Source organism: Xanthomonas hyacinthi (genome assembly GCF_009769165.1).
Taxonomy (GTDB): domain Bacteria; phylum Pseudomonadota; class Gammaproteobacteria; order Xanthomonadales; family Xanthomonadaceae; genus Xanthomonas_A; species Xanthomonas_A hyacinthi.
Window position 1 is genome coordinate 4,733,247 of record NZ_CP043476.1, and the last position, 25,849, is coordinate 4,759,095.

The 25,849-nt window shown below is 67.0% G+C and carries 25 protein-coding genes and 4 pseudogenes; 15 read left to right on the forward strand and 14 right to left on the reverse strand.

Annotation, left to right across the window (positions count from 1 at the left end):
- Window positions 1-71: 71 nt before the first annotated feature.
- The 7 genes from FZ025_RS20725 to FZ025_RS20755 all read right to left on the reverse strand — a co-directional run bounded on the left by FZ025_RS20725 (window position 72) and on the right by FZ025_RS20755 (window position 6,643).
- On the reverse strand, window positions 72-1,472 hold the full coding sequence (locus tag FZ025_RS20725; protein ID WP_053057293.1) for a virulence factor family protein: 1,401 nt from the start codon (window positions 1,470-1,472) through the stop codon (window positions 72-74).
- Between the two features lie 154 nt (window positions 1,473-1,626).
- A complete protein-coding gene (locus tag FZ025_RS20730; RefSeq protein WP_046980068.1) occupies window positions 1,627-1,809 on the reverse strand; it encodes an oxidoreductase-like domain-containing protein in 183 nt (60 codons plus the stop codon).
- A 69-nt stretch (window positions 1,810-1,878) separates the two neighbouring features.
- Complete coding sequence (locus tag FZ025_RS20735) at window positions 1,879-2,484, reverse strand: HD domain-containing protein (protein WP_046980067.1); 606 nt, start codon at window positions 2,482-2,484, stop codon at window positions 1,879-1,881.
- Window positions 2,481-3,122: a 2'-5' RNA ligase family protein gene (locus tag FZ025_RS20740; protein ID WP_046980066.1), complete on the reverse strand. Its 642-nt coding sequence runs from the start codon at window positions 3,120-3,122 to the stop codon at window positions 2,481-2,483. Before FZ025_RS20740 ends, FZ025_RS20735 begins: the two co-directional genes overlap by 4 nt.
- A 226-nt stretch (window positions 3,123-3,348) precedes the next feature.
- A complete protein-coding gene (locus FZ025_RS20745) occupies window positions 3,349-3,804 on the reverse strand; it encodes a PA2169 family four-helix-bundle protein (RefSeq protein WP_046980065.1) in 456 nt (151 codons plus the stop codon).
- A gap of 320 nt (window positions 3,805-4,124) precedes the next feature.
- Window positions 4,125-5,333, reverse strand: a complete 1,209-nt coding sequence (locus FZ025_RS20750; RefSeq protein WP_046980064.1) for an MFS transporter — start codon at window positions 5,331-5,333, stop codon at window positions 4,125-4,127.
- A 431-nt stretch (window positions 5,334-5,764) separates the two neighbouring features.
- Entirely contained in the window at window positions 5,765-6,643 is an 879-nt protein-coding gene (locus FZ025_RS20755) for a LysR family transcriptional regulator (RefSeq protein ID WP_046980062.1), read from the reverse strand.
- Window positions 6,644-6,755: 112 nt separating this feature from the next.
- On the opposite strand from FZ025_RS20755, the gene FZ025_RS20760 reads away from it, so the two are divergent.
- Both FZ025_RS20760 and FZ025_RS20765 read left to right on the forward strand, forming a co-directional pair.
- Entirely contained in the window at window positions 6,756-7,943 is a 1,188-nt protein-coding gene (locus FZ025_RS20760; protein WP_046980061.1) for a serine hydrolase domain-containing protein, read from the forward strand.
- Between the two features lie 77 nt (window positions 7,944-8,020).
- Window positions 8,021-9,178 (forward strand): MFS transporter, encoded by a 1,158-nt coding sequence (locus FZ025_RS20765; protein ID WP_046980079.1) that lies wholly within the window; start codon window positions 8,021-8,023, stop codon window positions 9,176-9,178.
- 98 nt (window positions 9,179-9,276) lie between these two features.
- Here FZ025_RS20765 and FZ025_RS20770 read toward each other — a convergent pair whose 3' ends face one another.
- Complete coding sequence (locus tag FZ025_RS20770; protein WP_046980060.1) at window positions 9,277-9,618, reverse strand: zinc ribbon domain-containing protein YjdM; 342 nt, start codon at window positions 9,616-9,618, stop codon at window positions 9,277-9,279.
- A gap of 30 nt (window positions 9,619-9,648) precedes the next feature.
- Between FZ025_RS20770 and FZ025_RS20775 the strand changes: the two genes are divergently transcribed.
- From FZ025_RS20775 to FZ025_RS20785, 3 genes are all read left to right on the forward strand, one after another.
- Window positions 9,649-9,804: a hypothetical protein gene (locus tag FZ025_RS20775; protein WP_158185614.1), complete on the forward strand. Its 156-nt coding sequence runs from the start codon at window positions 9,649-9,651 to the stop codon at window positions 9,802-9,804.
- Between the two features lie 78 nt (window positions 9,805-9,882).
- On the forward strand, window positions 9,883-10,353 hold the full coding sequence (locus FZ025_RS20780) for an FKBP-type peptidyl-prolyl cis-trans isomerase (RefSeq protein WP_046980059.1): 471 nt from the start codon (window positions 9,883-9,885) through the stop codon (window positions 10,351-10,353).
- Window positions 10,354-10,716: 363 nt separating this feature from the next.
- Entirely contained in the window at window positions 10,717-10,983 is a 267-nt protein-coding gene (locus FZ025_RS20785; RefSeq protein ID WP_046980058.1) for a DksA/TraR family C4-type zinc finger protein, read from the forward strand.
- A gap of 324 nt (window positions 10,984-11,307) precedes the next feature.
- Here FZ025_RS20785 and FZ025_RS20790 read toward each other — a convergent pair whose 3' ends face one another.
- Window positions 11,308-12,414 carry a COG3904 family protein gene (locus tag FZ025_RS20790; protein WP_046980057.1) on the reverse strand — a complete coding sequence of 369 codons (1,107 nt, stop codon included), beginning with the start codon at window positions 12,412-12,414 and terminating at the stop codon, window positions 11,308-11,310.
- Between the two features lie 167 nt (window positions 12,415-12,581).
- On the opposite strand from FZ025_RS20790, the gene FZ025_RS20795 reads away from it, so the two are divergent.
- From FZ025_RS20795 to FZ025_RS20810, 4 genes and pseudogenes are all read left to right on the forward strand, one after another.
- Window positions 12,582-14,057 (forward strand): AlkA N-terminal domain-containing protein, encoded by a 1,476-nt coding sequence (locus tag FZ025_RS20795; protein ID WP_046980056.1) that lies wholly within the window; start codon window positions 12,582-12,584, stop codon window positions 14,055-14,057.
- Window positions 14,050-14,556, forward strand: coding sequence for a methylated-DNA--[protein]-cysteine S-methyltransferase (locus FZ025_RS20800; protein WP_046980055.1), 507 nt, complete (start codon window positions 14,050-14,052; stop codon window positions 14,554-14,556). The genes FZ025_RS20795 and FZ025_RS20800 overlap by 8 nt, the downstream gene beginning before the upstream one ends.
- A gap of 52 nt (window positions 14,557-14,608) precedes the next feature.
- A pseudogene (locus FZ025_RS20805) lies at window positions 14,609-14,767 on the forward strand (TraI domain-containing protein); the annotation flags it as partial.
- Between the two features lie 225 nt (window positions 14,768-14,992).
- Window positions 14,993-15,739 (forward strand): SDR family oxidoreductase, encoded by a 747-nt coding sequence (locus FZ025_RS20810; protein ID WP_046980053.1) that lies wholly within the window; start codon window positions 14,993-14,995, stop codon window positions 15,737-15,739.
- On the opposite strand, the gene FZ025_RS20815 is transcribed toward FZ025_RS20810, so the two are convergent.
- Window positions 15,697-16,695: a LysR family transcriptional regulator gene (locus FZ025_RS20815; protein ID WP_053057292.1), complete on the reverse strand. Its 999-nt coding sequence runs from the start codon at window positions 16,693-16,695 to the stop codon at window positions 15,697-15,699. The genes FZ025_RS20810 and FZ025_RS20815 overlap by 43 nt on opposite strands.
- Before the next feature lie 321 nt (window positions 16,696-17,016).
- Between FZ025_RS20815 and FZ025_RS20820 the strand changes: the two are divergent.
- Window positions 17,017-17,559 (forward strand): annotated as a pseudogene (locus FZ025_RS20820) (conjugal transfer protein TraG N-terminal domain-containing protein); the annotation flags it as partial.
- A 6-nt stretch (window positions 17,560-17,565) separates the two neighbouring features.
- Here the strand turns inward: FZ025_RS20820 and FZ025_RS20825 are convergent.
- Window positions 17,566-17,928 (reverse strand): DUF3742 family protein, encoded by a 363-nt coding sequence (locus FZ025_RS20825; protein WP_046980052.1) that lies wholly within the window; start codon window positions 17,926-17,928, stop codon window positions 17,566-17,568.
- Window positions 17,929-18,166: 238 nt separating this feature from the next.
- A complete protein-coding gene (locus FZ025_RS20830; protein ID WP_046980051.1) occupies window positions 18,167-18,796 on the reverse strand; it encodes a hypothetical protein in 630 nt (209 codons plus the stop codon).
- A 317-nt stretch (window positions 18,797-19,113) separates the two neighbouring features.
- Between FZ025_RS20830 and FZ025_RS20835 the strand changes: the two are divergent.
- Window positions 19,114-20,131, forward strand: a pseudogene (locus tag FZ025_RS20835) (TraI domain-containing protein); the annotation flags it as partial.
- Between the two features lie 79 nt (window positions 20,132-20,210).
- On the opposite strand, the gene FZ025_RS20840 reads toward FZ025_RS20835, so the two are convergent.
- On the reverse strand, window positions 20,211-21,227 hold the full coding sequence (locus tag FZ025_RS20840) for an IS30 family transposase (protein ID WP_158185520.1): 1,017 nt from the start codon (window positions 21,225-21,227) through the stop codon (window positions 20,211-20,213).
- A 32-nt stretch (window positions 21,228-21,259) separates the two neighbouring features.
- Between FZ025_RS20840 and FZ025_RS20845 the strand changes: the two genes are divergently transcribed.
- Entirely contained in the window at window positions 21,260-21,694 is a 435-nt protein-coding gene (locus FZ025_RS20845) for a conjugal transfer nickase/helicase domain-containing protein (protein WP_425509673.1), read from the forward strand.
- Window positions 21,695-21,703: 9 nt separating this feature from the next.
- On the opposite strand, the pseudogene FZ025_RS20850 reads toward FZ025_RS20845, so the two are convergent.
- Window positions 21,704-22,661, reverse strand: a pseudogene (locus FZ025_RS20850) (IS1595 family transposase).
- Between the two features lie 686 nt (window positions 22,662-23,347).
- Between FZ025_RS20850 and FZ025_RS20855 the strand changes: the two are divergent.
- The 3 genes from FZ025_RS20855 to FZ025_RS20865 are packed head-to-tail and all read left to right on the forward strand — an operon-like array spanning window position 23,348 to window position 25,748.
- Window positions 23,348-23,995 (forward strand): hypothetical protein, encoded by a 648-nt coding sequence (locus tag FZ025_RS20855; protein WP_104558329.1) that lies wholly within the window; start codon window positions 23,348-23,350, stop codon window positions 23,993-23,995.
- 48 nt (window positions 23,996-24,043) lie between these two features.
- A complete protein-coding gene (locus FZ025_RS20860; protein ID WP_046978759.1) occupies window positions 24,044-25,177 on the forward strand; it encodes a TrbL/VirB6 family protein in 1,134 nt (377 codons plus the stop codon).
- Entirely contained in the window at window positions 25,146-25,748 is a 603-nt protein-coding gene (locus tag FZ025_RS20865) for a DUF4189 domain-containing protein (protein ID WP_104558282.1), read from the forward strand. Before FZ025_RS20860 ends, FZ025_RS20865 begins: the two co-directional genes overlap by 32 nt.
- Window positions 25,749-25,849: the final 101 nt, after the last annotated feature.

The window sequence follows — 25,849 nt, forward strand, 5'->3', positions numbered from 1 at the left end:
TGTTGATAGGAGGGGTCTCAGCCCCTCCTACAAGAGCGCACTTGCGAATCCCGAATCCCGAATCCCGGCCCTCAATCGATCCGCTGCAGGATCTGCTTGGCCAGTTCCGCGTAGTCGCCCTTGAAGTGGTGGTCGCCGGGCAGCTTCACCAGTTGCGCAGCGCCATGCGGCAGGTCCGGGCAGACGCTGTCGTCGTCGTCCTCGCCATAGATGCACAGGGTCTGCGCGCCCGGCATCTTCGCCACTTCCGGGGCGATCGGCAGGCCGTCGTCGCCGGAACTGATCCAGTTGGAGACGTGGAATTCGTAGTCGGCGGTCTTGCCCAGCGACAGCAGCGCGGTGGCCTGCACCTGCGCGCGCATCGGCGGCGGCAACTGGTTGTAGGCCGCCGGCAATACGTCGGCGCCCTGCGAAAAGCCGATCAGCAGCACCCGCCCGCGCTGCCACAGGCGGCTGTAGTGGCGGTAGATCCGGTCCAGGTCGGTGGCGAAGCCTTGCGGGGTGCGCTCGCTCCAGAAGTAGCGCAGCGAGTCCACGCCGACCACCGGGATGCCGGCCTCGGCCAGCGCGCCGGCGACCTGCTGGTCGAGTCCGGCCCAGCCGCCGTCGCCGGAGACGAAGATCGCGAACACCTGGCCGTGGTCGTTGCCTGCCGCCGCGGCGCCGGCCGCGACCGGCACCGCGGCGGCAGGCACCTCAACCACCGGCAGCCCGGCCAGGTCGACCGGCGTCGGCGGCAGGCTGACCCCGCGCTGCGCGCTGAGCGAGCGCACCGCCGCGCGCAGCCCGGGCAGCGGATCGCCGCTGGCGCTGCGGCGGAACTGCCGCGCCTGCGTCACCTTCTGCACGAACCCATCGCGCTGCTGGCTGCAGCGCGGCGCCGGCTGGGCGGCGGCCGCCACCAGCCACGGCAGCGGCAGCGATGCCGGCTGCAGCGCGCGTGCCGGCGCGGTGATGCCGGCGCCGCAGATCTGGTCGTCGAGCACCTGCACCGGGCAGAAATCCTCGGTGACCAGGCCGGCCAACAGATGCCTGGGCGCCTGCGCCGCGACCGCATAGGCCAGCGCGGCGCCGTCGCCGTCGCCGACCAGCAGCGGCAGGTGGTAGGTGGGCATGTGGTAGTAGGCCTGCACGTAGCGCGAGAAGTTCTCCACGTCGCCGGCGGAAAAACCGCAGGTGCCGGGGATCCTGGCCAACACCGCCTGCAAGTGCGCGCTGTCGATCACCGCGACCATCGCGCCGTCGTGGCGCAGCGCCTCGATCTGGCGCGCGCGCGCGGCCTCGCCATGCCTGCCGCCGGCGAACCACAGCACCACGCGCTGCGCATCGCCCTGCGGCAACAGCACCGGGATCTGCTCGAAGCGGCCATGGCTGAGCCTTTCCGGGACCGCGACCGGTGCAACCGCCGGCACCGCAGGCGCCGCCGAGGCGGCAGCCGCTGCGGCCAGCCCGGCCAACGCACATCCCCACATCCATCCGCCACGCATTCGCATCATCCGGCAATCCTGAAAAGGCGTGTAAAGATAATCCCGAACGGCGGCGGCGCGAAGCGCGGCGCGGGCGCCGGTTCACGCGAGGTACGCCGCAGCGGTGGCAGCGCGGGCTTGCGCCAGGTGCGCCAGGCGCTCACGCGCCCGGACCGACCCCCGCATGACGCAACCGCCAGGCCGCCAGCGCCTGCCGATAGCGCTCCAGTTCCTCGTTGTACAGGTCGTGCACGCACAGTGGACAGCCGCTGTCGCAGCAGTCGCTGGGCAAGGGCGGCTGCGGCGGCTGCGGGCACGGATCGGCGGGAGCGGGATCGGACATCACGGTGCAAGGCGGGCGGCACGCCAGGCGCGTGCGCAGCTGCGCATTGTAGAGCGCGCGGGCGCCGGCTCAGCCGATCACCTGGCGCAGGTTGGCGCGCGCCGCCGCGTCGTAGCGCGCATGGAACCAGTCGCTGAGAAAGATGCGCGGCTGCGCCAGCACCGTCTTCAGGAACGCGCGGCGCTTGCGCCGGTACAGCCAGCCCGGCACCACGCCGCGATACTCCTCGGCGATGGCGCGATCGTAGGCGGCGAACGCGGCCGGATCGGCGCCGAGGATGGCCATGTCGCAGTCCAGGAACAGCGCCGCCTCGGCATCCACCGCGGCGGCGGACAGTTGCCCGTGGCGCGCGGTCAGTTCGATCAGCGCGGCCACGCGCGCCGCGTCCAGCCCGGCGTCGGGCAGCCACTGCGCGATCGCCGCCTGCGCCAGGCGCGCCGATTGCGCCTCGTTGTCGTCGCGCCCGGCCTGGTACACCGCGTCGTGATAGAGCACCGCCAGATAGACCTCGCGCGGCTGCCGCCAGCCCAGCGCGGCGGCGACCTCGGCGTAGTGGCCCAGCACCGCCTGCACGTGGCCGAAGTGGTGATAGGCGCGCGGCGGCGTGGCGTAGGCCGCCTGCAGCTGCGCCCATTGCGCGTCGGGCAGGGTCAGCGGCGGCATCGATTCGCTCATCGGCGCACCGCATCGCCGGCGCGCGCACGCTCGGCCGTCTCCGCAGACAGCAGCCAGGTCGCCTCGTGCAGATAACGCCCCTGCCCCTGCACGCTGCGGATCAGGCTCAGCGTGGCGACCGTCCAGCGCAGTTCCGGCACCGCCTGCAGCGGCACGGCTCGATCGTCGTAGGCCAGGGTGAGGTGCGGCACATAGGCCGCATCGGCGCGCGTGGCCACGCCCTGGCGGCCAAGTTGCTGCTGCAGCGCCGCGCGCAGTCGGCGCAGCGCGGCCGGCTCGCCGTCGCCAAGCAACACCAACGGCCGCGTGCAGGCGCGGCCGCCGAAGCTGGCAACCCGATCGAAACACAGGTCGAATGGCGCCGCCGCCAGCGCCTGTCCGGCGGCATGCGCCTGCTGCAGCAGGCGCGGCGGGATGCCGGCATACTCGCCGAGATAATGCAGGGTCAGGTGCAGACGCTCGACCGGCAACGCACGCCCGCGCAGGCCATGCGCGGCGCGCAGGCGCTCGCCCACGGCGAACACGCGCTGCGCGGTCGCCGCATCCGGCAGCACGGCGAAGAACAGGCGCTCGCGCGGCGCCGGCGCGGCGAAATCGAGCGAGAACTGCGCGTCTGCAGAGGAAACATCGTGGGCCATCGGCAGGCTGCGGCGGAAACCGCGGGCGATTCGGCAGCGGGTGGGCCGCCATGGTAGCAAGCGCAGCGCAGTCGGCGCGCAGCGCCTGCCGCGGTGCAACGCAAACGGCCGAGCGGACGGAATCCGCTCGGCCTTTGCGTCTGTGCAGCATCGGCACGCTGGCGTCCGCGAGGACCGCAGCGTGCGGTGTGGGCGATGCGGGCCGGACCCAGGTCCGGCCTGCGACTCAGGCCGCGTTCTTCATCGCCAGCTTGCGGTTGCGCATCACGTCGTGGCAGGCGCGCACTTCCGGCAGCAACTTGGTGGCCACATCGCGCGCGGCGACCGGGGTGTCGCTGTCGGCGATGGTCTCGTTGAACGCCTTCAACAGGCGATCCTCGGATTCCTCCAGCTCGGCCACATAGCCGTACTTGGTGTCGCCCAGCGCGGCGCGCACCTTGCCGTACATCTGCTGCATGCTGCCAACCAGGGTGCCGTGCTCGTCGGGCTTGCCGCCGACCGCCTGCACCACCGCGCTCAGGCTGCCGACGATGTCCGACTTGACCCCGGCGATGCGCAGGAACAACGCCGACAGCTCGGCGTCGCCGACCTTCTGCGCCGCTTCTTGGTAGAACTGCTTGCCGTCGCGGGAGATGGCGATGAGGTCGTTGAGGCTGTGGGTGGTCTTGCTCTGAATGCTCATGGATGGAACTCCTTCTGCAATGGGCCGGCGAACAACGCGCAACGGGCATGTCCGGTGGTGTTCCCCGGATGTCGCTCGGCCGCGGGATGAAGAGTCTTGCCGCGTTGCGTCGTGGCAGGGATGCTGGACGCCGAGGCATAAAATGCACGTGAGCCGAAACGCGTGCGTCCTCACGCCGCGCTGGCAGGGATGAACGGGCATTCATGGCGCGCGTGCCGACGGCCTGGCGCTATTTTCGCCAGTCGTTTGCGCATGCCGGCAGCGCACGCCGCAGCGGAGCGACCCGCATGCCGGCCCGGCGCTCATCCATCGCCGCCATGCTAGCCGGCGGTCGCCAGGCGCTGCGCACGGCGCGCATCGTGGCGCGCCCACAGGTACACCAGCAGCCCGCCCAGCGCCGCCGCCGCGCCGACGTAGCCGGTCGAGGTCCAGCCCAGCCCGGCGCTGATCGCGATCCCGCCCATCCACGGCCCCAGCGCATTGGCCAGGTTGAACGCGGCGTGGTTGGAGGCCGCGGCCAGGGTCTGCGCCTCGCTGGCCACGTCCATCAGCCGGGTCTGCAGCACCGGCGCCAGCGCGCCCATGCGGCCGACTGCGACCACCGCCGGCAGCACCGCCCACGGCGAGTGCGCGGCCAGCGGCCACGCCAGCAGCACCGCCATCGACCACAGCAGCACCAGCGGCACCGCACGGAACTGCAGCCGGTCGAACAGCCAGCCGCCGGCGAGATTGCCGAGCAGGCCGCCAAAGCCGAACGCGCACATCGCGAACGGGATCCAGCGTTCGGAGACGCCGGTGACCTGGATCAGGGTCGGCGCCAGATAACTGAACACGCAGAACATGCCGGCGAAGCCGACCGAGCCGATGCCCAGCGCCAGCCACACCTGCGTGCGGTTGAACGCGCGCAGCTCGCGCAGCGGCTGCTGCCGCGGCTCGTGCGGATCGGCCGGCAACAGGCGCATGACCAGCACCACGGTCAGTACCGCGATCGCCGCCACCAGCGCATAGACGTAGCGCCATTGCGCCACCTGGCCCAGCCAGGTCGCCAGTGGATTGCCGATCAGCACCGCCAGGTTCAGCCCGAGCAGCACCCGGCTCACCGCCGCACCGCGCTGGTCGGGGCGGCTGATCGAGGCGGCGACCAGGGTGGCCACGCCGAAATAGGCGCCGTGCGGCAGCCCGGCGATGAAGCGCACCAGCAGCATGCTGTGGTAATCCGGGGCCAGCGCGCTGGCCAGGTTGCCGACCGCGTAGAAGCCCATCAGCGCCAGCAGCAGGGTCCGCCGCGGCCAGCGCGCGCCGATGATCGCCAGCAGCGGCGCGCCGACCACCACGCCCAGCGCATAGGCGCTGATCAGGTGCCCGACCCGCGGCTCGTCGATCGCCAGCCCGCGTGCGATGTACGGCATCAGGCCCATCGTGGAGAACTCGCTGGTGCCGATCGCGAAGCCGCCCATCGCCAGCGCGAACAGGATCAGCACGTAGCCGCGGCGCGACAACGGCGTCGAAGGAGTGGCGAGGGTGGACATGCCCGGGACCCGATCGAGGAGGGTCGGTCATTGTTGTGCATCGCGACATGCAAATGCACCCATGCGCGTGCAACGCCGCGTTGCGGCACGGTGCCTGCCTGCGTCGCGCTGGCGGCGGCTGTACGCCTTCAGCGTGGCGCGCGATCCACCGCCCGCCGCGCGCCTGGCCTCCAGCACGGCGCCGCCGTCGCTGGCGAGCCTGCCGCCAGCAACGCACCCTCCCATCGCGACCGCGCGAAACCACGCACGCCGTCCCCATGTCTTCAACGTAGACGTCCTGGCCTGCGCTGCTGTGGCGTCCATGCCCTCATTCCTCGACTACCCGACCCTGGACTGAGCCGCGCGCACACCGGCACGCTGCGCATGCATGCCGCCGCGCTGGGTCATGCCGTCCACTGCGCAGGGTCAGCGCACTCCACCTGCGGCGCGGACTAGAGCACCAGCCGCTCGCCGAGGAAATCGACGAACACGCGCAGCTTCGGCAGCATGTGCCGGCCCGACGGCCACAGCAGGTGGAAGGTGCCGGTGGAATCGACATAGTCGTCGAGCAGCGTGCGCAGCGCGCCGGCCGCCAGTTCCGCGCGCACCGAGTGCTCCGGCAGGAAGGCGATGCCGCAGCCGCGCAGGGCGAAGCTCAGCCGCGTCTCGATGTTGTTGCAGACCATCGACACCGGCACCTGCAGGCCGGCCGCGGCCGCGCCCATCGGCCAGGCTTCCAGGCGCCCGCTGCTGCGGAAGCGGTAGTGCAGGCATTGGTGGGCGAGCAGGTCCGCCGGCAGCCGCGGCGTGCCGCAGCGCTGCAGGTACTCCGGCGCGGCGACCAGGCAGCGCCGGAAGCTTCCCAGGCGCCGCGAGGCCAGCCGCGAATCGTCCGGCTCGGCGACGCGCAGCACCGCATCGAAGCCGTCCTCGATCACGTCCACCAGGCGGTCGTCGAAATCCAGGTCCAGCTGGATCTGCGGATAGGCGCGCATGAATTCGGCCAGCACCGGCAGCAGCACGTTGTTGTTCATCGGCAGGCTGATCCGCAGCCGCCCTTTCGGCGTCGCGGCCAGGCTGCTCAGCTCGCTGCGCGCCGCTTCGGCCTCGGCCAGGATGCGCCGGCAGCGCAGCAGGAACAGCTGGCCTTCGGCGGTCAGGGTCAGGCTGCGGGTGCTGCGATGGAACAGGCGCACGCCCAGCGACTGCTCCAGCCGCGACACGCTCTTGGCCATCGCCGAGGCGGACAGGCCGAGTACCCGCCCGGCCTCGGCGAAGCCGCCGCCCTCCACCACCTGCACGAAGCCGCGCAGGCTGCCCAGACTATCCATCGCATCGCTCCGATTCAGGACATATCTGTCCTCGTAGCCAGGAACTCTACCCGTCTTTTTCCGCAATCGGCATGCGCCCATGCTGCACCTCCCTCCTCCACGAGCTGCGCCAATGTCCACGTCCGCCGCCCCTGCGCCGCCGCTTTCGCCGCAACACGCCGCCCCGCTCGATGCCGCACTCGACGCCGCCCTGCGCCAGCAGCGGCTGGTCGGTGCGGTCGTGCTGGTCGCCTACCGGGGCGCCTGCCTCTACCGCCGCGCCGCCGGCTGGGCCGACCGCGAGGCGCAGCGGCCGATGCGCGAGGATGCGACGTTCCGCCTGGCCTCGGTCAGCAAGCCGATCGTCGCGGCGGCAGCGCTGGCGCTGGTCGCGCAGGGCCGCCTGGCGCTGGATGCGCCGATCGCGCGCTGGCTGCCGTGGTTCCGGCCCGCCCTGCCCGACGGCCGCGTGCCGGATATCAGCCTGCGCCAGTTGCTCAGCCACAGCGCCGGGCTCGGCTATCGCTTTCTCGAGCCTGCGGACGGCGCGCATGCGCGCGCCGGCGTGTCCGACGGCATGGACAACAGCGGCCTGAGCCTGGAAGACAACCTGCGCCGCCTGGCCCAGGTACCGCTGCAGTACGCGCCGGGTACCGGTTGGGGCTATTCGCTGGCGATCGATGTCGCCGGCGCGGTGCTGCAGGCGGCCAGCGGCCAGCCGCTGCCGGCGCTGGTACGCGAGCTGGTGACCGCGCCGCTGGGCATGCACGCCACCGGCTTCCACGCCGAGGACGCGGCACGGCTGGCGGTGCCCTACGTCAACGGCGGGCCGGTGCCGCATCGGCTGGGCGAAGGCGAAGTCGTCGCACCGTTCGCGGACGGCGCCGGCATCGTGTTCCATCCCTCGCGTGCGCTGGATCCGGGCGCGTTCGCCTCCGCCGGCGCCGGCATGGTCGGCAGCGCCGGCGACCTGCTGCGCCTGCTGGAAACGCTGCGCCGCGGCGGCGCGCCGCTGCTGCCGTCCGCGCTGGTCGCGGAAATGGGCCGCGCGCAGGTCGGCGCGTTCGGTCCGCCGGATGCGCCGGGCTGGGGCTACGGCCTGGGGTTCTCGGTGCTGCACGACCCGGCACCGACCGCGACCCCGGAAGCGCCCGGCACCTGGCGCTGGGGCGGCGCCTACGGGCACAGCTGGTTCGTCGATCCGGCGCGGCAGCTGAGCGTGGTGGCGCTGAGCAACACCTTGTACGAAGGCATGTCCGGTACGTTCGTGGCCGCGCTGCGCGATGCGGCCTACGCCGCCGTGCGCGGGGCCGCGGCGTGAACCGCGAGACAGCGGCGCATGGCGCGGCCGCGCAGGCCACGACGGACGCGGCAGGCGCCTGCGCAGCGAACCCGCCGGTGCCGGCGCGCCTGCCGTGGGTCGGCCTGCTCGCGCTGGCCTGCGCCGGCTTCGTCACCATCCTCACCGAGGCCCTGCCTGCCGGCCTGTTGCCGGCGATGGCGGCGGGACTGAACGTCGGCGAGGCGTGGATCGGCCAGTTGGTCAGCGTCTATGCGCTGGGGTCGCTGCTGGCCGCGGTCCCGCTCACCGCCGCCACCCGGCGCTACCGCCGGCGTCCGTTGCTGCTGCTCGCCATCGCCGGCTTCGCAGTGGCCAATACGGTCACCGCCGTGTCCGCCAGCTATGCACCGATCCTGATCGCGCGCCTGCTCGCCGGGGTCAGCGCCGGGCTGCTGTGGGCGCTGCTGGCCGGCCATGCGAGCCGGATGGTGGCGCCGGCGCAGCAGGGCCGCGCGATCGCGGTGGCGATGGTCGGCACGCCGCTGGCACTGGCGCTGGGCGTGCCGGCCGGCACCTTGCTCGGGCAGCAGTGGGGATGGCGCTGGACCTTCGGCGCGATGTCGCTGCTGAGCCTTGGCCTGCTCGGCTGGGTCCGCGCCGCACTGCCCGACTTCGCCGGCCAGGCCGCGCACGCGGCGCTGCCGCTGCGGCGTGTGCTGGGCCTGCCCGGCATCGCCCAGGTGCTGGCGGTGATGCTGCTGTTCGTGCTCGCGCACAACCTGCTCTATACCTACGTGGCGCCGCTGCTGGCGCTGTCCGCGGCCGTGGCCGCGGTGGACCGCTACCTGCTGCTGTTCGGCGTCGCCGCGGTGCTCGGCATCGTCGCGGTGGGCGTGTGGATCGACCGCTGGATGCGGCCGCTGCTGCTGGCCAGCATCGGCCTGTTCGCGCTCGCCGCGCTGGCGATGGCGCTGTGGCCGCGTTCGCCGGCGCTGCTGGCCGCGGCGCTGGCGATCTGGGGATTGGCGTTCGGCGGCTGCGCCACGCTGTTCCAGACCGCGATCGCGCGCCGTGCCGGCGACGCCGCCGATCTGGCGCAGTCGCTGGTGGTCAGCGGCTGGCACCTGGCGATCGCCGCTGGCGGCATGCTCGGCGGCGCGCTGCTGCAGCGCCACGGCGCCGCCGCGCTGCCCTGGGCGGCGCTGGCGCTGCTGGCGCTGGCGTGGGCGTTCGCGCAGCGGCGGCAAGGCTGGGCGCACGGCGGCGGCCGCTGAGCCGCGCCGCCACCGCATTCGCCAGGCCTGGTGGCGAATGCCTGCTTGTCGCGCGCCACAGTGCAGTTGCAGGCGCGCGAGCCGCACCGGCGCGCGGCTCAGGCCTTGCGCAGGAAGCAGGTCTTCAGCACCAGACCCTTGATCCTGTCCGAGTTGCCTTCGATGTGCTCGGCATCGTCCTCGACCAGGCGGATGCCGCGGATCGCCGTGCCCTGCTTCAGCGGGATCGACGACCCTTTGACCTTCAGGTCCTTGATCACCACCACCGTATCGCCGGCCTGCAGCACGTTGCCGTTGCTGTCGCGCACCACCGTTTCCGCAGCGGAGGCGGTGTCCGCCGCCGCCGGCCACTCGTAGCCGCAATCGGCGCAGATCCGCATCGCGCCATCCACGTAGGTGTTCTGCAGGGTGCATTGCGGACAGGCGGGTGCGGCGGACATGGGGTTCCTTGATACGGCGGCGACAAGCGGATGGCTATTGTAACCGCCCGCTCCGCCGCCGCCGCGCTGTCCGGCAGCGCGGCGATGCTCGGCGAAGACGTGCAGGTCAACGAATTGTTGCTGCTGTATGGCCTGCAGCGCGCCGCGCGGCGCGCCGACTTGCGATCGGCCGGCGCTTTTCGTTAGGGTATTCGGGTAGCACCTTCCATCGCGCCGTGACTGTGCCGGCGCATCCCACTTGCTAACTAATGAATGAGGTTTCCCATGGAGATCGCCAATGGGCTTGTCGCCACCATCCACTACACCCTGACCGACGATGCGGGCGAGGTGATCGATCAATCCTCGCCGGACAATCCGCTGAGCTACCTGCACGGCGCCGGCAACATCGTGCCGGGGCTGGAAAAGGCGCTGCGCGGCAAGCGCCCTGGCGAAAGCGTGCAGGTCGAGGTGATTCCGGCCGAAGGCTACGGCCCGCGCCACCAGCAACTGCAGCAGCAGGTGCCGCGCAGCTCGTTCCCGGACGCCGACGGGCTCGCCCCCGGCATGCAGTTCCAGGCGCAGACCGACCAGGGTCCGCTGCTGGTCACGGTGGTCGAGGTCGGCCCCGAGCTGGTGACCATCGACGGCAACCATCCGCTGGCCGGACAGGTGTTGCATTTCGCGGTGGACGTGGCCGGCGTGCGCGAGGCTACCGAGCAGGAAAAGAACCAGGGGCACGCCGGCGCGGCGCTGTAGCGTTGCGCGCACCCGCTGGATCCGCCCGAGGCCCGCGATCGCGGGCCTCGGGCATTGGGGGATGATGCCGGCGCCACGCGGGGCAGCGATGTCGGGCCGCTGCCGGCGCGGCCTGCCGCACAGTGCGCGGCCCCTGCCCGGCCCCGCAGCGAGATGAGACCCGGCATCGATTTCGGCGCGATCCCGAGCCGATCCTGCGCGACAGCGGCTACGACGGCCGCATCGCATCCCGGCGGCGTCGCGCGAATAGCCGGCAGCGCTTGCACCCGGTCATGAACATGCTGACGAATGTGAAACCGGGGTGCATTGCAATCGCCGGCCGCAACCGCATCATCGGCATGCAGCGAATCCTTGGAGACGATCATGGCCACAGGGTGGGCAAACGACGGCGCGGTACAGGATCAGATCGACGCCACCGTCGAAGATGCGATCAAGCGTGCACGCAGCCAGCTGCCGCAAGGGCCGAGCCTGGAGCGGTGCGAGGCCTGCGATGCGCCGATCCCCGAGGCGCGGCGCAAGGTGGTGCCGGGCGTGCGCCTGTGCGTGGCCTGCCAGGACGCGCAGGACCGCGCGCAGCACGAGCACAGCGGCTACAACCGCCGCGGCAGCAAGCACAGCCAGCTGCGCTAGGGCATGTCATCGATTCCCGAGTAGGTCGCGTTGGGTCTGTCAGGTCGGCAACTGGTGCGGCGTGGCGCAGCGCCTGACCGGCGGTCAGGTCAAACCGCGCGGTGCCGGCTGGCGGCCTGACAGGCCCAACCCGCAGGGCCGCTCTTGCGCGCCCCCGGTGCTACGTCATGACGTCGTGCCCGGGCGTGGGCATCCTCCAGTTCTCCCTCTTCCTTGCCGCGTGCACGCGCAAGCGCGGCGCGATCTGCTTGGGGATGGATGACACGCCCTAGCGCCGCCGCGGTGCCTGGCGCGTGAACGCCGGGCGCAGCGCGCAACCGGCGTTCACGCGCCGGGCGAGGCCAGCGGCAGCGTGGCCACGTCGATTTCCGACAGCGGGCTCTCCGCCGGGCAGGCCTGGTCGGGGAAGCCGAAGCGCTGCTTCAGCGCCTGGCCGCAGGCGGTCAGCGTCTCCAGGTCCACGCCCTTGGCCTTGCACTCGTGGTCGAAGGCGATCAGGAACGCGTCCTTGCGCCGCACGAAGTCGTCACCGCACTTGCGCAGCTGCTTGATCCGCTCCAGGTCGTCCTGCACCGCGTTGGTCCCGTCCAGCCCGTACTGCTTGAGTTCGTCGTTGCTGAGCAGGCGCAGGCTGCGATTGGGCACGGTCATCATCAGGTCGGCCACCGCCACCGCCACGCCGTTGCGCTCCAGGTAGTCCTTGACGTTGCCGTAGACATCCTGCAGTTCGCGGTTGAGTTCGGCGCGCGAGGTCGCGGTGGAACTGATCCGCATCATGCGGTGGATGCCGACCTTGCCGGAGATCAGCCGGTTGTCGCCGGCAGCGAGCACGAACACGCAGGCGCTGTGGCAGATCGAGCCCTCGCGCACCCAGATGGTCCAGCCGGACTCGCCGATCGCATCGCCGGCGCGGATCGCCGCCTCGACCTGGCCGCCGCTGGAATCCAGGTCCAGCACGCGCTTGCCGATGCCGTCGTGCGCGGCGACCTCGGCCAGGCGCCGCACCAGCTCGGCGAAACCGGCGTTGATCTTGCCTTCGTAGCGCACCCGCAGCAGGCCGCGCTCGCGGCATGGCGCCAGCGCCGCCTCGACCGTGGGCCGGTCCAGCCCGGCCAGCGCCTCGCCGTCGCCGGCCTCGGCCGCGTAGTCGGTGGCGCAGCTGACGAAGGCCTCGCCGTTCTCCAGCGCCGCGGCGTCCCAGACGTCGGGGTCGGGTTTGGGCGTGGCGGCAGGCCGCGGCGCGGGCGGCGGCGGCGGTGTCCCGACCGACACCATGTGCTCGCCGTCGCCGGGCGGGCTGTCGGCCACGATCCTGCCGGCGGACGGCGCGCCCTGCTGGCACGACAACAAGCCCGCACAGCACAGCGCCAGCCACCAGATTTTGCACGGGAGAGACAAGACAGGGAAATCCGCAGCGGAGAGGCGGCGCATTCGAGCGTGCGCGCCGCTAGTCTAGTGCCGATACGCATTCGCTTCCCAACTGCGCCTAAACCGCAGGCGCGCCGCGGCCGCGGCACGTGCACGGGCCGCGCCGGGGCTGCCGCATCCATGTCCGAAAACGGCGAGTCCGCCGCACCGGCGCGGACTAGACTGGCGCCATGCCCCAGCCCACCCGCGACGACCACGCCCTTTACGACCGCGCCCGCCTGGCCCGCGACGCGCGCTTCGACGGGGTGTTCTTCACCGCCGTGCGCAGCACCGGCATCTATTGCCGGCCGGTATGCCCGGCGCCGCCGCCCAAGCGCAGCAACGTGCACTACTACCCCAGCGCGGCGGCGGCGGCGGCGGCCGGCTACCGCCCGTGCCTGCGCTGCCGGCCGGAGCTGTCGCCGGAAGCGCAACAGCACCTGGGCGAGGAATCGGTGCGCCGCGCGCTGGCGCTGATCGCCGAGGGCGCGCTGCAGGAGGCCAGCGTCGAACGGCTTGCCGCCGACGTCGGACTCAGCGCGCGCCAGCTGCAGCGCGTGTTCGTCGGCCAGCTCGGCGCCACCCCGGCGGCGGTGCATGCGACGCGGCGCCTGCTGCTGGCCAAGCAGTTGCTGACCGACACCGCGCTGCCGATCACCCAGGTGGCGCTGGCGGCCGGCTTCAACAGCCTGCGCCGCTTCAACACCGCGTTCCTGGAGGGCTGCGGCATGCCGCCGTCGGCGATCCGCAAACAGCGCGCCGAGGTGCCGGGCGGCGACCTGCTGCTGCGCCTGGGCTACCGCCCGCCGCTGGATTTCCCGGCCATGCTGGGGTTCCTGCGCAAGCGCGCGATCCCCGGCATCGAGCGCATCGGCGACGCCGGCTACGCGCGCGTGCTCGGCCCGCTCGCGGCCTCGACCCAAATCCAGGTCGAGGCCGATCCGCAGCGTCACGAACTGCGCCTGCGCATCGCCGCGGCCGATCCGCGCGCGATCCCGGACATCGTGCGCCGGGTGCGCCGCATCTTCGACCTGGACGCCGACCTGCGCGCGGTGCACGCCACGCTGGCCGCCGAGCCGCTGCTGGCGCGCGCGATCGCGCGGCGCCCGGGGCTGCGCGTGCCCGGCGGCTGGGACGGCTTCGAAGTGGCGGTGCGCGCGGTGCTCGGCCAGCAGGTCAGCGTGGCCGGCGCGGCGACCCTGGCCGCGCGCCTGGTCGAACGCCATGGCGGGCAGCGGCCCGGCCAGCCGCCCGGCCTGGACCGCGCATTCCCGACGCCGCAGGATCTGCTGGACGCGCCGCTGGAAGCGATCGGCCTGCCGCGTTCGCGCGCCGCCACGATCCGCGCGCTGGCCGCGGCGGTGGTCGGCGGACGCCTGCATTTCCGCGCCGGCCAGCGCTTGTCCGAATTCGTCGAATGCGCCACCGCCCTGCCCGGCATCGGCGCCTGGACCGCGCACTACATCGCCCTGCGCGCGCTCGGCCAGCCCGACGCGTTCCCGGCCGGCGACCTGGTCCTGCAACGCATGCTCGGCGTCGACGGCGCGCGCCTGAGCGAACGCGCCACCGACGCCCGCGCGCAGGCCTGGCGACCATGGCGCGCCTATGCGGTGCTGCACCTGTGGCACCTGGCCGGCGATCCACCCGAGGAGATTCCCCATGACTGAGCAACGCCTGTACTACGACGCCTTCGCCACCCCGATCGGCGAACTGACCGTGGCCGTCGGCGCCGACGGCGTGCGCCACATCCTGTTCCCGGAGAACCGCTACGACGCGCGCGGCCGTGCCGACTGGATCCGCGACGTGGCGCCGGTGCGCGCGGCGCGCGAGCAGTTGCTGGCCTATTTCGCCGGCGAGCGCGACCGCTTCGACCTGCCGCTGGCGCCGCGCGGCACCGCGTTCCAGTGCCGCGTGTGGCAGGCACTGGCGCAGATTCCGTTCGGCGCGACCTGGAGCTACGCGCAGCTGGCACGGCATATCGGGCAGCCGCGTGCGGTGCGCGCGGTCGGTGCCGCCAACGGCCGCAATCCGCTGCCGATCGTGCTGCCTTGCCACCGGGTGATCGGCGCCAACGGCGCGCTGACCGGCTTCGGCGGCGGCCTGCCGACCAAGGCCGCGCTGCTGGCGCTGGAGCGGCGCGGGGCCGTCGGCAAGACTGCGTTGTAGCGCCCGAATGTTTCCTGTTCTCGGCATCCTCGGAACATTGGCGGCGCTTGCGGTTTTGGAACACATCTGGCAGCGCACGTCGCTGTCTCGCCGGCAGTTCGACACGCTGTACCGCACACCCTTGCAGCGCTACGCCGTGCTTGTGCAGCAATTCCCCGCCTCCGAGAGCCGCCACCATGCCGACCACGGCGGCATGCTCGAGCATGGGGTCGCCGATGCCGTTTCCCTGGTCGGTCCCGGCGTCTTGCAGCGCTACGCCCAGGAGCGCCCGCAGAAAACTGGCCCCAAAGGCTAAGCATGGCCAAGGCGATCGTCCAATACTGACGAAGTCTATTTTTATATGGCCGGCATATACTGTAACTACCTATTGACAGTCAAAGTAAATCGCCTCTATGTTCGGAAGTTAGTTGACTACCCTACGGTAGAAGAGGCATTTATGGCGGAACTTGCATTGGTGACCGGTGGCAGTCGCGGTATCGGCGCTGCAATTGCCTTGAAGTTTGGGGGGCTCGGTTACCACGTGGTCCTGACGTACACCCGGGAGGCCGCCGCCGCCGAGCGGATCGTCCAAACCATTGTTGCGGCAGGGGGTAAGGCGCAGGCAATGCAACTGGACATCGCCTGCGAACAACAGGTACTTACCCTGTTCAATACGCTGGATCAGCAGGACGAGCCGTTGACGCTGCTGGTCAACAACGCTGGCATCACTGAAGGCTTTTGCCGGCTCGAGGCGCTGACCCTCGAACAGTTGCAGCGGGTTTTCCAGGTGAATGTGTTTGGCGCATTCTTGTGTGCACGTGAAGCCGTCCGGCGTATGGGCTATTCCCGAGGTGGGCATGGCGGATCAATCATCAACGTTTCTTCGCGGGCTGCACAGTTGGGTGGCGGCGGCGAATGGATCCATTACGCTGCCACCAAGGGCGCAATCGACAGCCTCACCCATGGCCTGGCTAAAGAGGTGGCCGGCGATGGTATTCGAGTCAATGCCGTGGCGCCGGGTCTCATTGAGACAGACTTGCATGCTGCCGCCGGCAAGCCCGACCGGGCGGCCACCCTGGCGACGGCGGTGCCCATGGAAAGGGCTGGTCAACCGGAAGAGGTCGCGGACTGCGTTGCCTGGCTTGCCTCAGCTGCAGCAACTTACGTAACCGGCGCTATTGTTCCCGTCGCTGGGGGGCGTTGAGCCTGTAGCCATGTGCCGGCCAGGTCGAGCATCGGCAGTAAATTGTGTACCGCAGCCGTGCAGTTTTCGGTTAGCCATGCGGCGCTCATTGGCGAGCGCAGTAAATCACCCTCAATGGGCAAAAACACAATGCCTTGGCGCTGCTCGGCGCCCACACTCTGAGGCACGAATGTCAGCCCCACGCCGGCTCGCGTAAGACCCAGGGCCGCTTGCAGGTTCTCGATCTGCTGCACGATGTGCACCCTGACCGACGCCGCGTCGAGCGTGTTCAGGATCAGATCGGTCAGACTGGGAAGAGGATAACGTGGGTAGAGCACGACTTTTTCGCCGTGCAGGTCCGTCACGCTGATGCGCCCGCGCCCAGCCAGTCGATGCCATGCCGGGACGGCCGCAACCAAAGGTTCGTTCAACAGTAGCTTTTGATGGATCGCCGGGTTCTCGTTAATAGGGGGGCGGGCGAAACCGATGTCGATGCTACGCGTCAAGAGCGCAGGGGTGATCTCGGCGGCAAGCATTTCTTTGAACGCCAACTCCACCCCCGGACAGCATTGCTGAAACAGGCCTAGCACTTCGGGTAAACCGTTATACATGGCCGAGCCCGCGAACCCTATCGCCAGACGCCCATTGCGCCCTTCAGCAATGCCCTTGACGTCGCGAATTCTGTTATGGATATCCGCCAGAATAGAATTGACCCTGAGCAGAAACTGCTCTCCCGCTTCGGTCAGGCGGATGGGCCGAGTGTCGCGCTCAAGCAGTTTCACATTCAGCTCATCTTCGAGTTGTTTGATTTGCTGGCTCAACGGTGGCTGGGCCATATGCAGCTTTTCGGCGGCGCGGGTAAAACTCAATTCTTCTGCGACCGCCTTGAAATATCGTAAATGGCGAAGTTCCAACCGATGTTCAGAGGCAGGCAGGGTGAACACGGCTTTCAGGGAATGAAGGGTAGGCTCTGACATGCAAATAACATCCTTTTTTATTGGCTCTTAATTCACATATTTTTGCAATTACAAATGTCGCCTTATTATTACCATCACGACGACAACCCATTTATCAATCACGTCCACGCGCAACATTCCACATCGGAGTGCTTGCGTAAAGGTAGGCAACTTGCGTCCCTGCGACCACGTCATTCGGACACTCGGCAAGCGTTACGTCTGCGCGATAGTTCAGCTTGGCCTCGAAGGCCCGGTTTCCTCCTGACCGTCGCTCATGCAAACACACCTCTTGAACTCTATGTCCTGGAGCCACGCAGCAGTGAATCGCCCCCGGGGCGATTCACCTTGCCGAACATCGTGACGCGCGCGGCAGGCGACGTGGGAATGGCCGTTGGGGGACCCGCAGCATTCCCTGCCATGGACGTAGCGCGCCAGGCCCTGCCCATGGTGCTCGCACTGCTCAAGATGGCGTTGGTGATTTGCATCCCGCTGGTATTGGTCGTGGGTACCTACGACCTCAAGACAGTCGTCACCGTCAGCGTCGTGCAGTTCGCGTTGTTCTTCGTGGACTTCTGGTTCCAGTTGGCCCGATGGATCGACAGCACGATCCTGGACGCGCTCTACGGGTGGGGCTGGGGCTGGGACCGGCCGCATAACAACTTCGATCCGCTGGTCGGATTGAACAACGCGTTCGGCGACATGCTGCTGAACTTCGTCACATGCACGATGTTCATCGTGTTGTCAACATTCTGGATCATGGGCTTGGCATGGGCAGGCATCCGTGCTGGCAACGTCCTGCAAGGCCTCGCCGGCGCAACGGGGGATGCCAAGGCTGCCGGAGGCAAGGGCGGTGGCATTGCAATCAATGCCATGTCAAAGAAGTGAGAACTACTACTCGTCGTCCTCGACGTGCGGATCGATGCGAAATCCATCGTAGGTGTACAGACCGAATCCAGCAGGCCCGTTGCGCCATTCCGGCTCGGGCGGGTCGTCGGCAAGCCCGGAATTGCGCGCCACCCATGCGGCCATCACCGCAAGCACCAGCAGCGGCGCTAGCCAAGACATCGTGTATAGCAGCACACCGAGCACGACCAGCTTGACCACCCACAGCAGCGCGGTGACACCCACCATAGGCACTCCCCTGGAGACGAGCCAGCTCGACAACCTTCGCTCGCCGCGCGCATAGGCGCGCCATCCACGACCAACGCTGTGGCCGAGGCGTTCTGCGGTGCTGATGCGGGTTGTCGTGTTCATGGTCGTCTCCTGCTCACGAGGAATGCCTATTCCACTCCGGTCCAATTCATTCTGGTTAGGGCTTCAATGTGTTCTCTTGCTGCTTCAGGACGCTTCGTCATCCGGTTCCACCGGGCCGGAATAGGGCTCCACGCCGATGCGATAGATGGTCACGAAACTCGGCCAGTCCACATGGTCAACCAGGTCGATGTCCTCGATAACGCGGACCTTCGCCTCCGCACGCTCGAACAGGGCGACCTCAATGCACCTGAAGGCCCAACACGTTGAACACGGCCTCGCTCACCTGGTCGATCGAGTCTGGCGTCACTGCATCCACCGGCGAACGCCCGCCCAAGCCTTCGAGCGGTTCGGACAGCACACCGTAGATCGTCCAGTTGTCGATGCCCTCGACCTCCTGGAGGACGGCTTGGGTCAACTGCTGTTTCACCGGGTCGAGTTGCCAGTCGGGCAGCTTCTGGCCGCGCGGCCCCACGTTCAGTGCCAGCAACCGACGGGCGAGGATGTCCTTGTAGATCTGCTGACGCGACTTGTCCGCCAACTTGGCGAATTCGGGGATCGGCAGGTTATGCGGCTGGTTAAAGGTTTCCAGCAACACCGTGCGGCCACGTTGGACTTCGGTTTCATTCGGTGCCCAGCGCGTGTCGGCGCGCAGCGCGGACGCCTTACGCTCCAAGGTCCGCGCCATCGTCTCCATTTCCTGGCGGCGGGCGGGAAGCTCCACCGCCTCCACACGCTCGTGGACGAACGCCTGCAACTCGGCCGCGAAAGCCCAGGCATCTCGGATATCGACGGTGGCGGCGAAGCGGCGCACATCCTCCACCGTGACGCGCGGCAGATGGTCGGCAATGAATTCAATGGAATTGGACATGATTATCTCCCAGGCAGGTTTGAGACAGGAATCACTCTAGTCGCACATGTCGCCTTTGCCAACTTTGTCGCCTGGACTGGCGCACACTTGGCGGAAACGGCTTCCGCACAGCATAGGCCGAGCGAGCACAGAGGGTCCCCGCCCAATCCACATGAGCGGATTCCACATTGACGCTGGAACCACAAGCTACGTCCCGCTATACCGAAACGGTTAAAGGCCAAAGGGCAGAAATGGCAAGGGAATGGGGTGCAAGGGGAAAGGCCCTACCTCGAAAAGGCCAAAAGGCCTCCCGGCCGGCCCGCCACCAGGACACCCACATGCTCTCCCTGTTCCGGCGAAAACACACCTTGGTCGCTGCCGCTCCGTCGCCAGCACCCGCCACCGACCTCTCGAAAAGGCTGACGCGGCCGGAGACGGCCGCGTCCCTGCTCGCCACCCCGCGCCGACAGAAGTTGTTGGAACACATCTGGCAGCGCACGTCGCTGTCTCGCCGGCAGTTCGACACGCTGTACCGCACACCCTTGCAGCGCTACGCCGTGCTTGTGCAGCAATTACCCGCCTCCGAGAGCCACCACCATGCCTACCACGGCGGCATGCTCGACCATGGGCTTGAGATCGTTGCCTACGCGCTCAAGCTGCGGCAGTCCTATCTGCTGCCCGCTGGCACAACACCCGAAGACCAGGCCGCTCAAGCAGAAGCCTGGACCGCCGCCACCGCCTACGCCGCGCTGCTTCACGACATCGGCAAGATCGCTGTCGACCTGCATGTCGAGCATGTAGACGGTAGTGTCTGGCACCCCTGGCATGGTCCGCTGAAGCAACCCTACCGATTCCGCTATGTGGCTCGTCAGCAAGACCGTCTCCGACAAGCTGCGCGCACACTTGCTGACACAGGACATCGATGGCATTCCTTCAAACAACGCCGCCGTATTCAATGTGCTGCAAGATCACGGCATCCTCCAGGCAACGCCAGAAGGCAAAGCCATCTGGAAAGCCACGGTCACCAGCGAGACTGGCTGGTCGCACAGCTTCACGCTGCTGCGTTTGGCCCCGGCACTGATCTGGGAAGCCGCGGAACGCCCACAGCCCTTCAGAGGCACCATGGTCGTAGAAGCATCGGGCAGCGAGCCAGTCGAGGACAACGGCGGCTCCCCCGCCGCGTCGCCCGATTCTGTCGCCCCGCCTTCGTTTGTGGACGCAGCTGCAGTGACAGTCGCCGCCCCCACGCCGGTTCAAGTCGATGCGATGGAAGACTTGCTGTCGTTGATCAGCGATCCGTCTCCTCCGGCAACGCCTCCTGTCGAAGATACATCTGCCAGCCTGCCGCCAGGCGAGACGGACCCCACCACCACCACCACGCCGAGGCAAACACCCGATCCAGCGGAAGGCCAGCCGTCGAAGACACTGGGCGGTCTCAAGAATCAAGTGCAACACGTGATTTGAAGGCGAGGATTTCCTTCTCCATGGCCGCTGCCGGCGTGGCCCAGCCTAATGTCTGGCGAGGACGCCCATTCATCAGCTTGGCGACGTGATTGAGGTACTCCTGGCTCGCTTGCGACAAGTCCACGCCCTTGGGCAGGAACTGGCGCAGCAGGCCATTGGTGTTCTCGTTGCTGCCCCGCTGCCACGGCGCATACGGATCGGCGAACCACACGTCGATGTTCAACCCTCGCATCAGCTCCTCGTAACAGGTCAGTTCCGTTCCGCGGTCGTAGGTCAGGCTCTCGCGCAGGAAGGCCGGCAGCTTCTTCATCTGGCGAGTGAAGCCTTCCAGCGCGGCGTCCGCGGTGCAGCCATCCATCCTGCACAGCACCACGAAGCGTGTCTTGCGCTCGACCAGCGTGCCCACGCAGGACCGGTTGAACGCGCCCTTGATCAGGTCGCCCTCCCAATGCCCCGGCAGCAGGCGCTGTTCCACCGCTTCGGGCCGATGCACGATGCGCAGCTCCTCCGGTACCCAGGTGCGCGCCGCTGCTGTGGTGCGCCTGCGGCCTCGCGTGGGCTTGCTCTGGCGCAATGCATCGACCAGGGCCTGCTTCAGGCCGCCGCGCGGATGCGCGTAGATGGCCGCGTAGATCGTCTCGTGACTGACCCGCTGGCTGGCGTCGTCTGGATGCATGTCCCGCAGTGTGGCCGCGATCTGCTGCGGCGACCAGCGATCGAACACAAGACGGTCGTGGACGAACTCGAACAGCACCGCGCCCGCGATCAGCCTGCGTGCTCGTACGCTGCGCGATCGCCGCGATCGATACACCAGGGCTGCCGCATGCGCCGAGTACACGCCGCTGTCCAGACGCCGGATCTCGCGGCTCAGCGTCGATGCGCTACGCCCCAGGCGGCGACCGATCCCACGAAGACTCGTTCCCCGATCGCGTTCGACCTGAAGCACCGCGCGTTCCTCACTACTCAGATGACTGTACTGTCTTCCCATCGCAACACCCTACGCTCTGTGAGGTGTTGCACTTGGAAGTTGAGTCTGCCCTGCCCTCCGCCAAACACTTCATAGCCTGGCTGAAACAGGGCATCGAATCACGCAAGCTGATCATCAACGACGCCAAGGCGCTGGTGCATACGGTCGCCGATACCGTTTACCTGGTCAGTCCCGGCGTCTTCCAGCGCTACGCCCAGGAGTACCCGCAGATCACGGCTCTGGCTAAACAGGAGAAAGTGCAGGAATGGCAATGGGTACAGAAGCACTTCGAGAAGCTGCTGCTACACCGCAAACAAGACAGTGGATTGAACATCTGGACCTGCGAGGTCATCGGGCCACGCAAATCACGGCAGCTGCACGGCCATCTGTTGCAGGACCCCAAACAACTGTTTGATGAGGGGCCCCCGAACAACCCATATCTGCGCATACCCCAAGGTAAACAAGCAGCGAAGTCACATCCTGATTAGCCCTGACTCTCAGCTGTGGAAATTGCTCGCCGCACGCAGAACCGGCTCTGGACAGGGTTTGCGTCGCATCATCGCCGTGGCGAGTCGTGGCAACATCTCGCGCAGGCAGAATCGGCGATTGAAACGGTAGGCCGCCTCGGCCAGATAACGTCTTGCATATTTGCCTTGCGCGATGGCGTGATACACGCCGCTGATGGCGCGTTTGAGGTTGCCAAGCACCACATTGACCCAGCGGGCGCCGGCCGCTTCGGTGGCGGCACGCCCGCCACCGGTGTCCCGCGTGGTGTGGGCGTGGCCGGCGTCCTCCAGGCGACGGAAGCAGGCCAGTCCGTCGGTATGGACCTCGCATTCGGGCGCCAGGCGACGCACCGTCCAGTCCTTGAGCGAGGCATTGTCAAAGCTGCGCACCGGTTCGATCACCACAAACCTCGGCGAGGTGAAGGTGGCATCGGTTTGCACCGCAATCAGGAACGGCTGCTTGTTTTCCGACCCGCGTCCGGCCTTGCCGCCGTTGCGCTCGCCGCTAGGCATCGTCGATCTGCACACAACCAGACAGTTGCCGCGTCGCTTCGCGCTCGGCCATGACCTGCATGATCTTGTGCTTCATCCGCCAAGCCGTCTTGTAGTTGACCCCCAGATGACGCATCAGCTCCAGCGCGGCCATCTTGGTTTTGGTCGAGGTCAACAGGTGCAAGGCCAGCATCCAGCTGCGCAGCGGCAGTTTTGTGCCGGCAAACATCGTGCCTGCAATCAGACTGGTCTGATGCCGGCATGCGCTGCATTGGTCATAGATCGCGGCACTGCGCTTGAAACGCGACCGCGCCCGCCCGGCACAGGAGTGACAGCGAAATCCCTGCGGCCACCGCCACTTGTACAACGCGCGGTAGCACTTGGCCTCAGTGCCGTAGGACACCAAAAAATCCGGCATCGACAATCCAGCTTGGAACTGCACGGCATTGATGCTCATCACGCCACCTCGTAGGCTTCAGGTGACGACAGCATCAACTCACGCCAGCGCAGATCCTGCGACTGCTGGCTGAAGGTCAGGGCTAATCAGGTTGATCTTTAGACGTGAGCGGGTAAGGAAGGCGTCTGAACGGGCCCGCGCAATGAGCGCCTTGCGGCGGGCCAGAAATTGCCACGGCGGGGTGTCAGATTTTTCCTACCCGCCCCGCCATATTCCTTGGACTGTCAAGCGGCAGGCGATGAGCGTACTGTCCGACGGTGGGTTGACAATGGAAATCTGGTTTCGTCTATGCCAGTGTTGCCCAATCCGCCTCAACTGCACATAAGGACGATGGCAGCAGCAGGCTCCAACCTGATCGATGGCTTGCGGTTCAATCGCCCGCTCGGGCATCCGTGTCTGAACGAGACCGCCGCGCGCTGTCCCGATTCACGCCGTCCTCGTATCGCGCACATGCCTTCTCCATCTGGCAGGCTCATCGTCCACGTCCACCAGCCAGCGCCGCCTGGTTCCGCATTGTTGTTCCCACCGTCCATCTGTACCGAACAAGACCGACGAGGCCCGTCATGACTGAACATTCACGCCGCCCACGCCTTCCGTTTTCACGTCTCGTTGTCGGCCTGCTGCTTGCCGGCGGTCTCTGCGCAGGCCAGGCGAATGCGCAGTGGATCGTCAATGACCCCATGTCGATGGCAAAAGCGCTGCAGGAATACGCCGAGCAGGCCAAGCGCTGGACCGATACGCTCAAGCAGTATCAGCAGCAGTTGGAGCACTACAAGCAGCAGCTCATCCAGTTGCAGCGCTTGAATTTTGGTGAATCCGCCATGGCCGATAACTTTGCCGAGCGCCCGCAGGACTATGGCTTGGAGGATACCTGCCCGGGTGCCGGAAGCAGCGGCGTCACCGCCCTGCTGAAGACGTTCGAGGCACTGGCCCCGAACATGAGCGGCGACATGGTGCAGGAACAACTCAAGGTGTGTGCACGCATGGTGCTGGCCCAGAACGCGCAGTACAACGGATCGGTGCGCATGCTCAAGCGCCTGATCCAGCGCAACGAGCAGTTCAAGCAGGTGCAGGCGCAGCGCGACAGCGGCGGTACCAGCCAGGGCGCACTGGCGGCCAACGACAACGAGGTCCAGCGCTTCGTTGCACAAAACGCCATGGACCTGGACTACTGGCAGGCCCAGATGAAAGCGTACGACAGCTACATCGTCGCGCTCAAGGACGATCAATCGCGTTTGTCCCGAAAGGCGCTGGATGGCGACAAGACGGGCTGGCTGGCGCCCTTGGGACAGATCGTGCAAGCCGCAACGCTGAGAGCTGCGCTGTCGAACTAATCGATTCGCTGGCAGTAAAGCCCCGCCACCACAAACAGGCAAACAGCAATGGATGGGATTTTTCACGGCGCGATGGGCTGGCTGCAGCCCATGGTGGATATCAACATCGGCGATTTCGTTTTTTTCAAGCTGGTCAATGACTATTTCAGCAACGAAATCAACCAATTCGGCTTGGAATTGATGAGCCGGGCCATGAAGTGGGTCAGCGTGATTTCCCTGACGGCGACTACCCTGTGGGTGCTGCTGCTGGGCTATCGCATTGCGACCGGACAGTCGCGAGAAAACGCGATGGCTACGATGATCAAGGCAACCAAGGTGGTGTTAATCCTCAGCATCGCCTCGGTCATGGGCGCCAACGGCGCGATGCTGCACCAGACCATGACCGAGAACCTGGACAAGGAGATACACGAGTTGTTCACTGGCGAGAAAGACAGCACCTCTGCCGATGCGATCGACCAGAACCTGGCCTATACGCAGGTGGCCTTGACCGCACTCGATGCGGTGCGCGTGGTTCCCACCGATCCGGAGACGTTGGAGAAAAAAGGGCGGGCTATCTTCATGGCGGGCTTCGGCACTGCCAGCCCGCCGATGGCGGCCGGCGCAATGCTGCTACTGTTCAAGTTCACCATGGCTTTCCTGATCGGCATCGGGCCGATTTTCATCCTGTTCCTGATGTTCGATCAAACCAAGGACCTGTTCAAAAAGTGGCTGTTCTATGTGCTCGGCACGCTGTTTTCGATGTCGATGCTGTCGGTAGTCACGGGCATGGCATTAAAATTTACCGCGAAGGCGGCGGCGGCCTACTGGGCCGCGCAGATCATTACCCTGGGCAATGCAGAAGGCTTGTCTTCGCAGGCATTGCAGCAAGGTGGGATCGGATTGCTCATGACCGCCGTGATTATCACGGTGCCCGGCTTGGCGGCTGCGGTCTGGCAGGGCAATATGGGCAACTTCATGCACTTCTCTGCTTTCGGCGGCAGCGCTGCATCGAGCCCGGGACCGCAGGGGCAGCCAGCGGGGTCGTATGTGCCGCAGCAGATAGCTCGAGATACGCCCGTTACGCCGCACGCGGCTGTACGCCCGACAGAGCAAAGAGCCTCTTCTTTGCCGCAGGCTGCAGCTTCTGCCGAGGGCACCGGCTCCAGAGGTAATGCAAATCAAGGTGATAGTCGCATCACCTAAAATGAATGAGAAAGGTGAATATATGAAGCTTGACCGGGCGCTAATTGTCCTGATTGCATGCATTGCTGGTAGCGCGCAGGCAGAGCAGGGCTGCCCCCCTGGACAAATCCCTGCTCAATCCACCGGCAGCATGGCTTCGTGCGGACCTATTCCTCCTGGCTACTACACGCAGCAAGAACCGGTCGCACCTCGCCCGAGTGGAGAATGGAAAAAGACTTGGGGTGCAATCGCTATTGGATCCATTGACTCCATCACAAGCTACGGCGTTATCACGGGAAAACACTCGAAAACAGAGGCAGAGGAAGACGCATTAAAGCGTTGCGCATCCCATGGGGAAACAAATTGCAAAATCGGGCTCGCTTATAGGAATCAGTGCGCAGTTATAGCTGAGCCGCAAATAGATGGAAAACCATTTGCAAATGGATTTTCTGATTTTGTAGGTGCCGGGACAACTTCTGAGGCGAGCACCGTTGCTTTGGAACGATGTAAGGCTGACAACAAATCTACTGCCGGCGCGGCATGCAAAATAATTTATCAGACTTGCTCGGAGCCGATCTTCCAGAAGTACTGATTACTGGTCTTGCTGGGTACTAGACATGAAGCCGCATTTCAGCAAAGAGCGAGGAAGTCCAGAAGAGCTGTTAAACAGACCAAGGCACTAACCCCCACTCC

Bases quoted from the DNA above. Each gene is read 5' to 3' on its own strand.
- FZ025_RS20725 (WP_053057293.1), bottom strand. From the start codon at position 1,472: ATGTGGGGATGTGCGTTGGCCGGGCTGGCCGCAGCGGCTGCCGCCTCG.
- FZ025_RS20730 (WP_046980068.1), bottom strand. From the start codon at position 1,809: ATGTCCGATCCCGCTCCCGCCGATCCGTGCCCGCAGCCGCCGCAGCCG.
- FZ025_RS20735 (WP_046980067.1), bottom strand. From the start codon at position 2,484: ATGAGCGAATCGATGCCGCCGCTGACCCTGCCCGACGCGCAATGGGCG.
- FZ025_RS20740 (WP_046980066.1), bottom strand. From the start codon at position 3,122: ATGGCCCACGATGTTTCCTCTGCAGACGCGCAGTTCTCGCTCGATTTC.
- FZ025_RS20745 (WP_046980065.1), bottom strand. From the start codon at position 3,804: ATGAGCATTCAGAGCAAGACCACCCACAGCCTCAACGACCTCATCGCC.
- FZ025_RS20750 (WP_046980064.1), bottom strand. From the start codon at position 5,333: ATGTCCACCCTCGCCACTCCTTCGACGCCGTTGTCGCGCCGCGGCTAC.
- FZ025_RS20755 (WP_046980062.1), bottom strand. From the start codon at position 6,643: ATGGATAGTCTGGGCAGCCTGCGCGGCTTCGTGCAGGTGGTGGAGGGC.
- FZ025_RS20760 (WP_046980061.1), top strand. From the start codon at position 6,756: ATGTCCACGTCCGCCGCCCCTGCGCCGCCGCTTTCGCCGCAACACGCC.
- FZ025_RS20770 (WP_046980060.1), bottom strand. From the start codon at position 9,618: ATGTCCGCCGCACCCGCCTGTCCGCAATGCACCCTGCAGAACACCTAC.
- FZ025_RS20775 (WP_158185614.1), top strand. From the start codon at position 9,649: ATGGCTATTGTAACCGCCCGCTCCGCCGCCGCCGCGCTGTCCGGCAGC.
- FZ025_RS20780 (WP_046980059.1), top strand. From the start codon at position 9,883: ATGGAGATCGCCAATGGGCTTGTCGCCACCATCCACTACACCCTGACC.
- FZ025_RS20785 (WP_046980058.1), top strand. From the start codon at position 10,717: ATGGCCACAGGGTGGGCAAACGACGGCGCGGTACAGGATCAGATCGAC.
- FZ025_RS20790 (WP_046980057.1), bottom strand. From the start codon at position 12,414: ATGCGCCGCCTCTCCGCTGCGGATTTCCCTGTCTTGTCTCTCCCGTGC.
- FZ025_RS20795 (WP_046980056.1), top strand. From the start codon at position 12,582: ATGCCCCAGCCCACCCGCGACGACCACGCCCTTTACGACCGCGCCCGC.
- FZ025_RS20800 (WP_046980055.1), top strand. From the start codon at position 14,050: ATGACTGAGCAACGCCTGTACTACGACGCCTTCGCCACCCCGATCGGC.
- FZ025_RS20810 (WP_046980053.1), top strand. From the start codon at position 14,993: ATGGCGGAACTTGCATTGGTGACCGGTGGCAGTCGCGGTATCGGCGCT.
- FZ025_RS20815 (WP_053057292.1), bottom strand. From the start codon at position 16,695: ATGTCAGAGCCTACCCTTCATTCCCTGAAAGCCGTGTTCACCCTGCCT.
- FZ025_RS20825 (WP_046980052.1), bottom strand. From the start codon at position 17,928: ATGAACACGACAACCCGCATCAGCACCGCAGAACGCCTCGGCCACAGC.
- FZ025_RS20830 (WP_046980051.1), bottom strand. From the start codon at position 18,796: ATGTCCAATTCCATTGAATTCATTGCCGACCATCTGCCGCGCGTCACG.
- FZ025_RS20840 (WP_158185520.1), bottom strand. From the start codon at position 21,227: ATGGGAAGACAGTACAGTCATCTGAGTAGTGAGGAACGCGCGGTGCTT.
- FZ025_RS20855 (WP_104558329.1), top strand. From the start codon at position 23,348: ATGGCAAAAGCGCTGCAGGAATACGCCGAGCAGGCCAAGCGCTGGACC.
- FZ025_RS20860 (WP_046978759.1), top strand. From the start codon at position 24,044: ATGGATGGGATTTTTCACGGCGCGATGGGCTGGCTGCAGCCCATGGTG.
- FZ025_RS20865 (WP_104558282.1), top strand. From the start codon at position 25,146: ATGCAAATCAAGGTGATAGTCGCATCACCTAAAATGAATGAGAAAGGT.